The 14,450-nt window shown below is 42.0% G+C and carries 9 protein-coding genes; 8 read left to right on the forward strand and 1 reads right to left on the reverse strand.

All coding sequences use genetic code 11. The features are described 5' to 3' along the window. Positions 1-235: 235 nt before the first annotated feature. The 6 genes from L1068_RS00715 to L1068_RS00740 all read left to right on the forward strand — a co-directional run bounded on the left by L1068_RS00715 (position 236) and on the right by L1068_RS00740 (position 10,906). On the forward strand, positions 236-3,031 hold the full coding sequence (locus tag L1068_RS00715) for a TonB-dependent receptor (protein ID WP_237128629.1): 2,796 nt from the start codon (positions 236-238) through the stop codon (positions 3,029-3,031). Between the two features lie 54 nt (positions 3,032-3,085). Then, complete coding sequence (locus tag L1068_RS00720) at positions 3,086-4,582, forward strand: tryptophan halogenase family protein (RefSeq protein WP_237128630.1); 1,497 nt, start codon at positions 3,086-3,088, stop codon at positions 4,580-4,582. Further along, positions 4,583-6,385 (forward strand): alpha-amylase family glycosyl hydrolase, encoded by a 1,803-nt coding sequence (locus L1068_RS00725; protein WP_237128631.1) that lies wholly within the window; start codon positions 4,583-4,585, stop codon positions 6,383-6,385. 3 nt (positions 6,386-6,388) lie between these two features. Further along, a complete protein-coding gene (locus L1068_RS00730) occupies positions 6,389-7,882 on the forward strand; it encodes an MFS transporter (protein ID WP_237128632.1) in 1,494 nt (497 codons plus the stop codon). A gap of 24 nt (positions 7,883-7,906) precedes the next feature. Beyond that, the gene (locus tag L1068_RS00735) at positions 7,907-10,312 is read left to right on the forward strand and encodes a glycoside hydrolase family 15 protein (protein ID WP_237128633.1); all 2,406 of its coding nucleotides are present in this window, start codon (positions 7,907-7,909) and stop codon (positions 10,310-10,312) included. A 102-nt stretch (positions 10,313-10,414) separates the two neighbouring features. Then, the gene (locus L1068_RS00740) at positions 10,415-10,906 is read left to right on the forward strand and encodes an energy transducer TonB (RefSeq protein WP_237128634.1); all 492 of its coding nucleotides are present in this window, start codon (positions 10,415-10,417) and stop codon (positions 10,904-10,906) included. A 21-nt stretch (positions 10,907-10,927) separates the two neighbouring features. Here the strand turns inward: L1068_RS00740 and L1068_RS00745 are convergent, their stop codons facing one another. Beyond that, positions 10,928-11,947 carry a LacI family DNA-binding transcriptional regulator gene (locus tag L1068_RS00745; RefSeq protein ID WP_237128635.1) on the reverse strand — a complete coding sequence of 340 codons (1,020 nt, stop codon included), beginning with the start codon at positions 11,945-11,947 and terminating at the stop codon, positions 10,928-10,930. A gap of 249 nt (positions 11,948-12,196) precedes the next feature. Here L1068_RS00745 and glk point away from each other — a divergent pair, with 249 nt between their 5' ends. Both glk and L1068_RS00755 read left to right on the forward strand, forming a co-directional pair. Then, positions 12,197-13,162, forward strand: coding sequence for a glucokinase (gene glk, locus L1068_RS00750; RefSeq protein WP_237128636.1), 966 nt, complete (start codon positions 12,197-12,199; stop codon positions 13,160-13,162). Between the two features lie 15 nt (positions 13,163-13,177). Beyond that, positions 13,178-14,194 carry a LacI family DNA-binding transcriptional regulator gene (locus tag L1068_RS00755; RefSeq protein ID WP_237128637.1) on the forward strand — a complete coding sequence of 339 codons (1,017 nt, stop codon included), beginning with the start codon at positions 13,178-13,180 and terminating at the stop codon, positions 14,192-14,194. Positions 14,195-14,450: the final 256 nt, after the last annotated feature.

Consider the following 14,450-nt stretch of genomic DNA (forward strand, 5'->3'; position numbering starts at 1 on the left):
TGTATAGCGAAAAATAAATGTAAAATATTTGTAACCAGGAGCGCCGTTGCATAAATTTGAATACGTATGCAGTTTGTTGTGGTTGCTAAATTTATAGCGTTACTATCACTGTCGGCAACAAACGCGAACTCATTTGGTGCAACTGCTACAAATACTGTCAGTAAGCTATATTCGTTTAGTGATGTTATTTCGCACCATGATTTGCACTAGCAATAGTCAATCGGGAACAAAATTTATGTCTATTTTCAAACCAAGTATGCTGACGCTGGCAATGGTCGCAGCAGGTGTAGGCTCTGCAAATTTATATGCTGCAGAGAACCAAAACAACGATAAAGAACAAGAAAAAGAAGTTGAGGTTATTGAGGTTACAGGCTTTCGCGCAAGTTTAGTTAAAGCCATTAACACCAAGCGCTTTTCACCAGAAGTGGTTGAATCAGTATCAGCAGAAGACATCGGTAAATTACCGGATTCTTCAATTGCAGAATCAATTGCACGCTTACCGGGTCTAGCCGCTCAGCGCTTAGACGGTCGCGCAAGTCGCGTTACTATTCGTGGCTTTGGTGAAGACCATGTTGGTACAACATTCAATGGTCGTGAACAAGTATCGATTACCGATAACCGCGGTGCAGAATTAGATTTATACCCATCAGAAATCATGAGCGCGGTAACGGTTTATAAAACGCCGAGTGCCGATTTAGAAGCATCGGGCCTTGCTGGCGTTATTGATTTACAAACAATTAAACCGCTATCAATGGATGAACGCGTTATCAAAGTTAACGCCATGTATGAGCAAACGGGCTTTGAAAAATTAAATCCAGATGCTGACGATAATGGCTTTCGCGGTACACTGTCTTACATCGACCAATTTGCCGATAACACCCTAGGTGTGGCTGTTGCATTTAATACCATGTCATCACCAAACCAAGAAAAGCGTTGGAACTCTTGGGGCTACCCTGAATTTACGGGTGATGACGGTAATACCTATTCAATTTTGGGCGGTGCAAAACCGTTTGTACGTTCATCTACTTTAGAACGTGATTCAGTTATGGCGGTGATTGAATATGCGCCAAGCGAAAACCTACGCATGGTATTTGATAGCTTATATGTAGATTTTGTAGATGAAAAAATTCTCCGTGGTATCGAAGTGCCATTTGCTTGGGGTCAAGGTTCAATCAGTGCTGATAACGCAGTTGTAGATCCAGCAACAGGTTTTGTTACATCAGCGATTACTGAAGGGCAGCGTGTTGTAGTACGTAATGACTACGAAGATCGCAGCGCTGAACTCACATCATTTGGTTTTAATCTAGAATACGATTTAAATGATTCTTGGTCACTTGAGTTCGATGCAAGTCACTCAAGTGTTGAGCGTGAAATCTGGAGTATGGAAAGTTATGCAGGCACGGGACGTGGCGATGCGCGTGGTGTTGCAGATAACCTAGGTTACGCTTTTAACTCAGGAAATACAGGCGCAACCTTTAGCCATGAGCTGGATTATAGTGATTATAATTTAATTCAACTTGGCGGCCCACTTTCTTGGGGTTGGAGTTCTGCACTTAATGAAAAATACGGCGTTGTTGGTACTGAATATGAAAATCAATTGCAAGATGGCTTTTTAAATACCCCTGAAGTTGACGATGAGCTAAATGCACTTCGCCTAGCTGCTACCAAAGTACTTGAAAACGATTATGTAACGTCTGTTGAATTTGGTTTGTCTTATAGTGAACGTGAGAAAACCAAGCGTTCTGAAGGTTACTTCTTAACAGTATCAAGCTTTTCGTTAGATAACCCAGGTATGATGATGGTGCCAGAAGAGTACCGTTTAGGTACGGCAAATCTTGATTTCATCGGCATGGGCGACATGATTGCGTTTAACTCACGCGCAATGGTTGAAGACGGTTACTACGATTTACTGGCAGAAAGCTTAACCGACCCAAGCCATGCAACTAAATCGTGGACGGTTAAAGAGCAATTAACCAGTGCGTTTGTTAAAGCAAATATTGATACTGAAGTAGCAGGCATGCCGTTAACTGGTAATGCAGGTCTTCGCTATGTTAAAACTGAACAAGAATCGCAAGGTAACGCTTTCAATACACAAGACGGCAAAGTTATTACATCGCCAACGCATATTGAACACGATTACGCACATCTATTACCAAGCTTAAACCTATCATTATCGATTGATGATGATCAGTCGGTACGCTTTGGCGCTGCTAAGACGATTTCACGTGCACGTATGGATGAAATGAATGCGTCAGTTAATGCTACTTACAATCAGCAGCCAGATGAAAATGGTAGTAACTGGGTAGTGAATGGCGGTAACCCGTCACTTGAACCGTACCAAGCAATTAACTTTGACATAAGCTATGAAAACTACTTTAGTCCAGAAGGTTATTTTGCTATCGCGCTTTATCACAAAGATTTAAAAGACTGGATCTTTGACGGTAGCTATTCAATCGATATGACAGGTGTTGCAGATCCATCAACAGGCCTAGTACCTGCTAACCCAGATGGTACAGGTAATGGCAAAGTAAACGGTGGCGACGGCACGGTTAAAGGTGCTGAGTTCTCAGTAACATTACCATTTAACTACTTTGCTGATGCACTGGATGGTTTTGGTTTAATTGCAAGTCATACTGTTAATAGCTCAGACATGGTTGACCAAGATGGCAATGATTATGAAATTCCAGGTTTATCTAAGAGCATTCAAAACCTAACTTTCTATTATGAAAATTACGGTTTCCAAGCGCGTGCTAGCATGCGTAAACGTGATGACTTTAAAGGTGACGTTTATGGCCGCGGTTTTGACTCACAGCAAGTTGATATTCAAGGCGAGACGATTTGGGATGCACAAATTGGTTATGACTTCTCTGAAAGTGGCTTAAAGAGCCTAGAGGGCATGACGGTGACTTTCCAAGTGCAAAACATTACTGAAGAACCGTTTATCTCGTTATCAGGTGATAACGCATTGCAAGTACGTGATTACCAAGACTATGGTCGCACTTTCTTGCTAGGTGTGAACTACCAGTTCTAACCTGAATGTTGCAACAAAGCCCTGAAAAGGGCTTTGTTTTTATCTGAGGTTACCATGACAAATCAAATCAACAATGTTGTCATCGTCGGCGGAGGTACTGCTGGCTGGCTTACTGCAAGCTTACTTGCAAAAGTACTTGGCAAGCAGATTTCAATTACGCTAGTTGAGTCGAAAGACATCGCTACAATTGGCGTTGGCGAGGCAACCATTCCTCCTATCATTCCTTTTAATGCCGCCATTGGCATTGATGAAAAAGCCTTTATCAAAGCAACTAACGCGACTATTAAGCTTGGCATTCAGTTTGAAAACTGGGGGCAACAAGGCGAGCATTATATGCATGCGTTTGGCAGTTTTGGTAAGGACTTTCCATTTTGCAATTTTTTGAATTATTGGCTCAAAGCCAAAGAGCAGGGCGATACTAGTAGCTTTTGGGATTACTCTATTAATTATCAAGCAGCAAAGCGCAACCGCTTCGATAAGCTGCAGCATTTACCAAATACCAAATTACCGGGAACTAGCTACGCCTACCATTTTGACGCGCGTTTATACGCTCAGTTTCTGCGAAATCACGCAGAGCAGCTCGGGGTAAAGCGCATTGAAGGCAAAGTAACCCGTGTCGAAACTCACCAAAACAACGGCTTTGTTAAATCACTAACGCTCGAAAACCAAGCGCTTGTAACGGGTGATTTGTTTGTCGATTGTTCTGGTTTGCACGGTTTATTGCTTGATAAAACCCTGAATGTTGGCTTTGAAGATTGGCGCCATTGGTTACCCTGTGATAGTGCTTTGGCTGTACCGTGTGAACATGGTGAGAATGAAATTAAACCCTACACACGTTCCATTGCTCATGATGCCGGTTGGCAATGGCAAATTCCGCTAACCAATCGCATTGGTAATGGTTTGGTTTACGCCAGTAATCATCTCTCGGATGATGACGCAAAACAATTACTGCTAAGTAACTTACCCGGTAAGGCACTTGCAGAGCCAAAGCTTATTCGCTTTCGCACTGGCCGTCGCTTAAAACAATGGCATAAAAATGTTGTGGCGATAGGCCTTTCAAGTGGTTTTTTAGAGCCACTTGAATCAACCAGTATTCACCTAATTCAAACTGCGGCAACTCGCCTCGCTAAGCATTTTCCGTTATTGGGTATTAATGATGGAGTTGTAGCGGAGTTTAATCGTCAAAGTCAGGTTGAATTTGAACGCATTCGCGACTTTATTATTTTGCATTACAAATTAACCGAGCGCACAGACAGTGCTTTTTGGCGTCAGTGTAAAGATATGGATGTGTCAAACAGCTTACGCCACAAAATGCAGCTTTTTGCGGAAAATGCCCTGTTTTTTAGACAAGATGATGAATTGTTTAGTGAAGTGGCCTGGCAGCAAGTGATGCTAGGGCAAGGTATTACGCCAGCGCAATATCATCCACTCGCGCATAACTTAAATGATGCACAAATTAAAGATTTACTTGAAAGCTTAAAAACCTTGGTTGCCCACACCAGTGACAAACTGCCAACCCATAATGAATTTTTAAAACGATTTGGTAATTAAATGAAAAAGAAGATGTATGCCTTATTTGCGCTTATTGTGGCGTCAAATAGTGTCAGTGCCCAATCTAAACTTGTTGAAGAACAAAACAAAGTGCAAAAGCCGGTTGTTTATCAGGTGTTTACCCGTTTATTTGGCAACACAAACACAACTAATAAACCCTGGGGTAGCAAGGTTGAAAACGGTGTAGGAAAATTTGCTGACTTTACACCAAAAGCGCTTAATGAAATAAAAGATATGGGTGTGAGCCATATTTGGTATACCGGTGTACTTCATCATGCAATGGCCGAGGATTACACACAGTTTGGTATCAGTTTAGATGATCCCGATGTGATAAAAGGACGCGCGGGTTCCCCTTATGCCATTAAAGATTACTATTCAGTTAACCCAGATCTTGCAAATAATCCGGCCAAGCGTATCGAAGAGTTTGAAGCACTGATTAAACGAAGCCATGCTGCGGGTCTAAAAGTAATTATTGATATCGTGCCAAATCATGTTGCGCGCTGCTATGAATCTATTGCGAAGCCTAAAGGTGTGATTGGTTTAGGTGAAAAGGACGATACCAGCGTTACCTATTCCAAGCTTAATGATTTTTACTATATTCCTGGAGCAGCGTTTTCACTGCCTAAATTCCCTGAAGATTATTCACCTTTAGGCGGTGATGCGCATCCATTAGTTGATGGAAAGTTTGATGAAAACCCAGCGAAATGGACAGGTAATGGATCACGCGAAGCTCAACCCGATTTTAATGACTGGTATGAAACCGTAAAAGTAAACTACGGTGTTAAACCTGATGGCAGTTATGATTTTGCGACATTACCAAGTGAATACGCAACTAAGAGCTATAGTGATGTTGTTGCGTTTTGGCAAGATAAAGATCTACCAAGTAGCTGGAACAAAATGCGCGATATCGCGTTTTATTGGTTAGACAAAGGCGTGGATGGTTTTCGCTATGATATGGCTGAAATGGTTCCCGTAGAATTTTGGAGCTATTTAAATGCGCATATTAAAGCTAAAAACCCAGAGGCCACATTAATTGCTGAAGTATACAATCCAACACTTTATCGTGATTATATCCACTTAGGTAAAATGGATTATCTCTACGACAAAGTCGGTTTTTACGATACGTTAAAGTGGATCATGCAAGGTAAGCAATCGGCAACGACCTTAATGCCCGTTCACCACGAAGTAAAAGACATTGCGCCACATATGCTTAACTTTTTAGAAAACCATGATGAGCAGCGCATTGCGAGCCCTGATTTTGTTGGCGACATGGATAAAGGCAAACCGGCGATGGTGGTTTCGCACCTTATCAGCCAATCACCTAGTTTAATTTACTTTGGTCAAGAAGTAGGGGAGCCAGGTGCAGAAAACGCCGGGTTTGGTAGCCCAACACGCACCAGTATTTTTGATTATGTTGGCGTGCCTCAATATCAAAAATGGGTGAATAGTGGCAAATTTGATGGTGGCTTGTTATCAGGCCAACAAAAAGCGCTACGCGAGTTCTACAAAACACTATTAAATTTGGCCAAGCGCGATGCCATTAAACAAGGTTCGCTTATTGATATAACCAGTGAGCTGGGTGAAGTTAAAGATACGGTGATTGGCTTTATACGTAAGAGCGAGCATGACACTTTGCTGATACTTGCTAATTTTGGCGATAAAGCGCAGTCAGTTACATTGCCCTATAATGTGAAGCCAGCAAACCTGTTGCGCTTTGCTGGCAATAACAAAATTCAAACTAATAATAAAACAACTAACTTCACACTAGTGCCCGAGGGCGCAGTAGTTGTGGTAGTGGAGTAATTTATGACAACACCCGTGCAAGACAAACCAACGCTGTCGTTTTGGCAAATATGGAATATGTGCTTTGGTTTTATGGGCATTCAATTTGGTTTTGCCCTGCAAAATGGCAATGTGAGCCGTATTTTCCAAACTTTAGGTGCAAATATCGATGAAATTCCTATTTTATGGATTGCCGCCCCGCTTACAGGTCTAATTGTGCAGCCGATTGTTGGTTATTTTAGTGACCGCACTTGGGGTAAATTAGGTCGCCGCAGGCCTTTCTTCTTATACGGTGCACTGGCAACGACATTAGCGCTTTGTATTATGCCAAATTCGCCAAGCTTATGGATTGCGGCGGGTATGTTGTGGATTATGGATGCCGCTATCAACGTGACGATGGAACCGTTTCGTGCACTCGTGGGTGATAACCTTCCGAAGAAGCAACGGGGTATGGGTTATGCCATGCAGAGCTTTTTCATTGGTGTTGGCGCCGTGGTTGCATCGGCACTGCCTTGGATGATGACTAATTGGTTTGGTATTAGCAATACAGCAGAAGCTGGTGTTATTCCCGAGTCAGTAACATTTTCATTCTATTTTGGTGCTGTGGTATTACTGATTGCGGTACTTTGGACCATTGTAACTACTAAAGAATATAGCCCTGAAGAGCTGGCGAAGTATGAAGATCCACAAGTAACACTTGCTTATTCAAACCAAGGGCACTTACCGTATGCTCGCATTGGTGTGGCATTACTTGGCTTAGGTTTGTTAGTTTTGGCGGCAGTGTATGTGTTATCACTTGGTAAAGATATCGTATTCTTAGGCGGCGCGCTGAGTGTATTTGGTGGGCTCTTTTTACTTTCAAACAGTATGCAAACTCGTGGTAAAACGCAAAACGGTTTTTATACTGTGATGTCTGACATGATGAGCATGCCAAGCACCATGAAACAATTGGCCGTTGTACAGTTTTTTAGTTGGTTTGCTCTTTTTGCGATGTGGATTTACACCACTCCCGCTGTAACCAAGTTCCACTTTGGCAGCAGCGATGTTGCATCAAAAGCGTATAACGATGGTGCTGATTGGGTAGGGGTATTATTTGCAGCCTACAACGGCTTTTCAGTAATTGCCGCAATTATCATTCCGCTAATGGTGAAAAAGCTTGGCTTAAAAGTGAGTCATATGATCAATTTATTGCTTGGCGCTGGCGGCATGTTGAGTTTTGCCTTTATTTCGAATAGCGACCATCTTATTTATGCCATGGTAGCCATCGGCTTTGTTTGGGCATCTGTTTTATCTCTGCCATATGCCATGCTCAGTAACGCCTTGCCGAGCAATAAAATGGGTGTGTATATGGGCATTTTCAACTTTTTTATCGTTATTCCGCAAATGTTAGCAGCAACCATTTTAGGCGCATTAGTGCGCTTTGTTTTCGATGGCGAAGCAATTTATGCACTCTCTCTCGGTGGCGTTTCATACTTGATTGCTGCCATTGCGGTAACCCGTGTGACCTATAATAAGTAAATGACAACAAGTGAAAAATTAACCATGTTTAAAACTAAATTTGTTAAACAATCATTACTTGCAAGTGCTGTAGCACTAGCAATTTCAGGCTGTGGTGCAGAAGTGGCAAAAACTAACTCAGCAAGTACAGCGCAAAATAATTTAACTGCACCAGGCGCACCAGGTAGTAAACCGTTCTGGGCTTATTCAGGCAAAACCGGTATAGGTACCAGTTACGAAGCGTATTTAGATGGCAGTTACAGTGATAAAGCGGTAACAGGTCCCGTTTCAAAAGTGTGGTTCTCACTAGCGCAGGGGATTATTACCGAAACCATGTTTGGTTTAATTCATCAAGCACAGTTAAAAGAAATGCAATTTGTTGTTAAAGGCGACAACTTCATTGCTACAGAACTTGATGATACCCAGTGGCAAATTGACTACCTACAAAAAGATGAACTAGGCAGACCATTATCACTTGCTTACAAGCTAACGAATACTGACAAACAAGGCCGCTTTAAAATTGAAAAGCACATTTTTACTGATAGCAACAACCAAACGTTATTTGTAAAGGTGGCACTTGAATCACTTAAAGACGAGCCATTATCACTTTATGTGCACGCTAACCCGTATGTGAATAATAACGGTGTTGGCGATAAAGCCATGGTGAAAGGGGGTAAATTAGTAGCGGTTGATGGCGATAATTATCTTACACTTTCAAGTAACACCGCATTTGAACAAGCGAGTGTAGGTTTTGTTGGTACATCTGATCTGATATCACAAATGAAATCGGGCAAAACGTTAACCAGCTATGCAACAACCGGTGATGAAACTGGTAACGTGTCGCTTGACGCCTTACTTGGTAGCACATCAAGCAAAGCAGAATTTGATTTAACACTGTCATTTGGTAACACCTTAGATGAGAGTATTGCAGCAGCAAACGCAAGCCAACAAAAAGGTTACCAAGCACTATTAACTGAATTTGGCGCAGATTGGCAAGGCTATTTAGCATCACTTGATCTGGAAGCGCTAAGCTCACAATCAGCTGATAATGGCCGTTTAGCCTATGCCAGTGCTTTAGTGTTAAAAGCGCAGGAAGATAAAACACATGCGGGCGCATTAATTGCATCACTGTCAAACCCATGGGGTGATACCGTACCTGCAATTAAAGGGCATACAGGATACAAAGCAGTTTGGGTACGTGATTTCTACCAAGTAGCAATGGCATTTTTAGCTATGGGTGATAAAGCCACCGCGAAAACGGCGTTTGAATACCTAGAAAAAGTACAAGTGACCGATAAAACACCGGGTAACCAAGGTGATACGGGCTGGTTCTTACAAAAGACCCATGTTGACGGTGAGCTGGAATGGGTGGGTGTTCAACTGGACCAAACCGCGATGCCAATTATGCTTGGTTGGAAGCTTTATCTTACCGATGTGCTTAGCAAAGAAGAGCTGATCCTTTGGTTTAATAAAATGCTCAAACCAGCGGCAGATTTTTTAGTTGAAGGTGGTCTTGCTAAGATTTTATGGAATGACACCGAAATAAAGCCGCCATTTACTCAGCAAGAACGTTGGGAAGAGCAAGCCGGGCATTCACCCTCAACTACAGCTGCTGTAATCGCTGGTCTTATTACGGCAAGTGAAATTGCAAAGCTAGCAGGCGATGATGCCTTGGCTACTAAGTACTTAAATGTAGCAAAAGATTACAATGCCAAAGTTGAATCGCGCATGTATACCACTAAAAGTACGTTACCGAGTGATGCATCAAACGGCCAGCATTATGTACGCATTAGCCAAGATGACGATGCAAACTCAGCGACTGTGCTAGGCAATAACAATGGCCGCAAAGGTCTAGTCAAACAAAGCATTTTGGATGGCGGCTTTTTGGAACTTGTGCGTTACGGTGTAAGAAGCGCTGAAGATAAGCATATTATTGATACGCTTGATGAATATGATGCACAAAATTTACCTCAAAACCTTAAAGTAAAATATAACTTTACTTTTGAGGGGGTAGAGGGGCAATTCCCAGGCTGGCGCCGTTACGGTAATGACGGTTATGGTGAAGATGAAGTGACTGGCACCAACTACGCTGAAGGCGGTAATAATACCCCAGGACAACGTGGACGTGTTTGGCCATTCTTTACCGGTGAGCGAGGCCACTATGAAATTGCAAAACTCGCGCAATCTGATTCGTTTGATGCGAAGCAGCAAGCCGCATTAACGCAGACCTATGTTAAAGGCATGGAACAATTTGCCAACGAAGGCTTAATGTTACCAGAACAAGTGTGGGATGGTGTTGGTGTTAACCCGCATAATTACACATTTGGCGAAGGCACAAATTCAGCGACACCACTTGCATGGACACACGCCGAATACATTAAGTTGTTACGCTCAATGTCAGATAAGCAAGTTTGGGATTATTACCCTGTAGTCAAAGAAAAGTTGAATTAAAAAAGATTAGCACTTCTGGAAGCCTTGCAGTCAGTTATTTGAAAAACATGTTTTTAAGTGATAACGTCCCAATTAGTAATTATCAATTTACAAGGAGTGTATATGGCAAAAAGATTGATTTACATTGCGACAGCAATTGTTTTATTCGGCTGTAATTCAACTGCTGATAAAGAAAGTCGTAAATACGCTGATTTGAGCGTATCAAACGATTTTTCGGAATTATTGCAGTTTAATTCAGTAAAGAGGTTTGCACCACGTTATCCTGAAGATCAAGTGGTTTCGCGCAAGCAAGGGTGTGCAACAATTGAATATGTAGTAACAGCGGAATACAAAATTGAAGGTATAACGTTAATAAACTCTACCCATAAAAGCTTTGCGAGAGAGGCAAAAAACGTTATTCCTAAATGGAACTGGCAAGCGTTAAGTAGAGCGGGTATGGATAAACCTATAAAGCTCCGAACTCGGTTTGAGTATTGCTTAGAAGATGGAAATGGAAATTGTGCAATAAATAAATTAATTGCAAGGAGTCAATGTCCTGGCAATGATGTTGTGGCATCTGTTGGCACTTTAATAAGTAAAGAAGTAGCATTTTGAAAGGCGCGTTAAGCGCCTTTTTTATGCTGAATGCCTTAAGACTAAGGTGGGCTTTAGCTGAGTTTGTTTTGGCGGTTCATCTTTTAATTGGGCTAGCAAATTCGCCACAAGCATTTCTCCGGCAACCGACGTACTTTGATTAACTGTGGTGAGTGCGGGCTCAGTAAAGCTCGCAACAGGAATATCATCAAAGCCAATCACGCTAATATCTTCAGGTACATTTAATCCCGCTTCTTTGATTGCGCGAATAGCGCCAATTGCAATTAAGTCACTGGCAGCAAAAATAGCATTAATAGGGCGTTTTAAGCTAAGCAAAGTCTTAGTGGCGTTATAGCCTGACTCATCGGTTGAAATGGCATTAATAATCTGGCGCGCATCAACATCTAAGCCATGTTTATTAAGCGTGTCTTTAAAGCCATTAAAACGGGCGAAAAATTCAGGGCTATGTTCTGATGCATCACCGATAAACGCACATTGGGTACGTTTTTTTGCTACTAAAAACTCTGCAACTTGCTCACCGCCAAAATAGTTATCACAGGAAATGGAAAGCTCTGGGCGCGAATCAACACGAGCGCCCCAACATACAAACTTAGTGTTGTTTTGTAATAGTGTGGCAAGTCGTGCTTGGTAATCGATGTAATCGCCGTAGCCTAGCAAAATTAAGCCATCAGCGCGGTGGCTGTCTTCATATTGCGCTTGCCAATCTTGATCCATTTGCTGAAATGACACGAGCAAATCATAGCCTTGATTAGCACAGGCACGCGTGATTGAGCCCAGCATTGATAGAAAAAAGGGATTGATCATTGATTCATCGCTGGTGGGATCTTCAAATAGTAACAGTGCAATGGTGTTGCTTTGTTGCGTGCGCAGGTTACTGGCGTTTTTATCGACTTTGTAATTAAGTTTTTTGGCAATCTCAAAGACTTTCTTTTTGGTTTCCTCGTTCACTAATGGGCTGTTGCGCAATGCGCGCGAAACCGTAGATTGTGATACGCCTGCATAGTGGGCAATATCGAACGATGTGGCTTTGGATTTACTCAACTGTGCACCTTTTTATGATAAACACGCTAATTTAGGCGGTATTTTAGCCATAAACTTAATAAAAAAACTAACTTTATGTGATGAGATATTGAATTTAATCTGACACCGGTGTCATAATTGGTTAACTTAACCGAAGTCAATTGGGTTTGTTGCCATTTAGTTGATTGTCTGTAGCAGGGCAAGATATAACTACTTACGAGTTGCAATTGCTGCACTTAAAAATTAGCTAATTCAATTGAGAGAATTAATATGTTTGAGCCTATATTAGTTGCGGATGTTGGCGGTACAAATGCACGCTTTGCACTCGTTACAGCGTTTGATAAAACGACAAAAGAAATTGTTTTTAACAACATTCATAAGTTTTCAAGTTTAGACTTTGATAGCTTTGCTGATGTTGTTGCAGCCTACATCGATACGCTAGAAAGCGTGCCCAACAATGCGTGTTTTGCCGTTGCGGGTCCACGTAAAAAAGACACGGTCTTTTTAACTAACTTAGGTTGGCAATTTAATGTAAGCGACATTAAACAACAATTCGGCTTTGCTAATTTTAAAGTGATCAATGACTTTGCGGCATTTGCACATGCATCTCCTTACATTGATAACACTGCAAATTTAGTCATTAAAGACGGACATAGTCATAGCGATGGCAATATTGCAGTGATTGGTCCAGGCACTGGGTTTGGCGCTGCCGCACTTGTGAAAGGCGAAGAGCAGAATGTGGTATTGAGCTGTGAAGCCGGCCATATTAGCTTAGCGGCATGTAATGAACTTGAACGCAACTTAATTACTGCATTAAGCGAAGACTTTGAACATGTTTCGGTTGAACATGTATTTTCCGGTCAGGGCATTGAAAACTTGTACCGTGCGATGGCGAAAGTCCATGGGCAAACAGCAAAGAACTTTGACGCGCCAACAATTACACAATTGGCGCTCGCAAATGATGACGACATTTGTGTAAAAACACTCAACCAATTCTGCGATTGGATTGGCGCTGTAGCAGGTGATTTGAGCCTGACCTTTAACGCTACCGGTGGTGTGTATATTGGCGGCGGTATTTTGCCCCGTTTTCAAGATAAGCTACTGGCGAGTGAGTTTGTAAAACGTTTTGTTGCAAAAGGAAAAATGCAGCACATTGTTAACGATATTCCGGTAATTTTAATCACTCAAGACAATATTCCGTTGTTGGGTGCGGCTGCCAGTTTAGATACGAAGTAATGATTAGAGATTTATATGGAAAAAGTGACGATAAATAGTGTGGCCAAACACGCTGGGGTATCAAAAAAGACGGTATCTCGCGTGCTTAATAACGAGCCAAACGTGTCTGATGCGACCCGAGAGAAGGTTCAGCAAGCGTTTAAAGAGCTAAATTATCGTCCTAATCCGATTGCTCGAGGCCTTGCCCATAACCGCAGTTTTATCATTGGTTGTTTGTATGATAACCCGTCGAAAAGTTATATCACCCGTGTACAGTCAGGCGCGTTAGAAGCCTGCCAAGAGCGCAGCTACAACTTGCTAATTCACCCTTGTGAACTGCGTGGCGAACCACTTATTGATAATATTGAAACACTTATTAGCACATCACGCTTAGATGGGATTGTATTAACACCACCATTTTCAGATAACCAAGAGTTAGTAGACCATTTAAAGCTACGCAATATTCCGTATGCACGCGTCGCACCAGTGACCTTAGACGACCAATCAATCTCGATTAAAAGTAACGACACGCAAGCGGCTTATGATATTACCAAGTTATTGCTAAAACTTGGCCACAAAGATATTGCGTTTATTAAAGGTCACCCAGATCACAGTGCTACCGAAGCGCGTTTCGCCGGCTATGTTGATGCCTTGAACGAAGAGGGTATAACTCTTAAAAGTGAGTTAGTTGCCGAGGGTAACTTTAGTTATCATTCGGGTGAAGACAGTGCGCGACAAATCCTTGAATCAGCAGCTCGACCAAGTGCGGTATTTGCGTCGAATGATTACATGGCGGCAGCGGTATTAAAAGTTGCCTCGCAAATGTCACTGAAAGTACCTGATGAGCTGTCAATTGCAGGCTTTGATAATGCCCCGATTGCGCGCCATATTTGGCCAGGCCTTACAACGATTGCGCAACCGGTAGAAGATATGACATTTCGCGCGGTAAACTTATTAATCGATAAGATTAATGCGCCTGAAAGCGAAGACATTGAAGAAGTGTTCGCTGGCAAATTGATTGAGCGTGAATCGACCGCGCCTGTGCAAAAATAATGTGTCATGTAAGACTTCACGCCTTACGAAAAATAGCAGTTGATAATTCCCAGTTAAAACAAAGCGTTTCTTTTATTTAAGAGGCGCTAAATATTTCACTTATACCTTAGCAATACGCGGTTACTTTGCCGCGTTTTTTCTTTATCGCCTTATATCTAAGCGTTCCTCGTAAATTATTTTTTCTGTCATTTTAATGTCATTGTCACTTGTTGAACTCAATTCATGCTTTTTATTGTAGATAAATTGGGCAGTTCAC

It is taken from the genome of Pseudoalteromonas sp. MMG024, assembly GCF_021654175.1.
Taxonomy (GTDB): Bacteria; Pseudomonadota; Gammaproteobacteria; order Enterobacterales; family Alteromonadaceae; genus Pseudoalteromonas.

What these genes read in the sequence shown, in the direction of transcription:
- L1068_RS00715 (WP_237128629.1), top strand. Translation starts at nt 236, where the DNA reads ATGTCTATTTTCAAACCAAGTATGCTGACGCTGGCAATGGTCGCAGCA.
- L1068_RS00720 (WP_237128630.1), top strand. Translation starts at nt 3,086, where the DNA reads ATGACAAATCAAATCAACAATGTTGTCATCGTCGGCGGAGGTACTGCT.
- L1068_RS00725 (WP_237128631.1), top strand. Translation starts at nt 4,583, where the DNA reads ATGAAAAAGAAGATGTATGCCTTATTTGCGCTTATTGTGGCGTCAAAT.
- L1068_RS00730 (WP_237128632.1), top strand. Translation starts at nt 6,389, where the DNA reads ATGACAACACCCGTGCAAGACAAACCAACGCTGTCGTTTTGGCAAATA.
- L1068_RS00735 (WP_237128633.1), top strand. Translation starts at nt 7,907, where the DNA reads ATGTTTAAAACTAAATTTGTTAAACAATCATTACTTGCAAGTGCTGTA.
- L1068_RS00740 (WP_237128634.1), top strand. Translation starts at nt 10,415, where the DNA reads ATGGCAAAAAGATTGATTTACATTGCGACAGCAATTGTTTTATTCGGC.
- glk (WP_237128636.1), top strand. Translation starts at nt 12,197, where the DNA reads ATGTTTGAGCCTATATTAGTTGCGGATGTTGGCGGTACAAATGCACGC.
- L1068_RS00755 (WP_237128637.1), top strand. Translation starts at nt 13,178, where the DNA reads ATGGAAAAAGTGACGATAAATAGTGTGGCCAAACACGCTGGGGTATCA.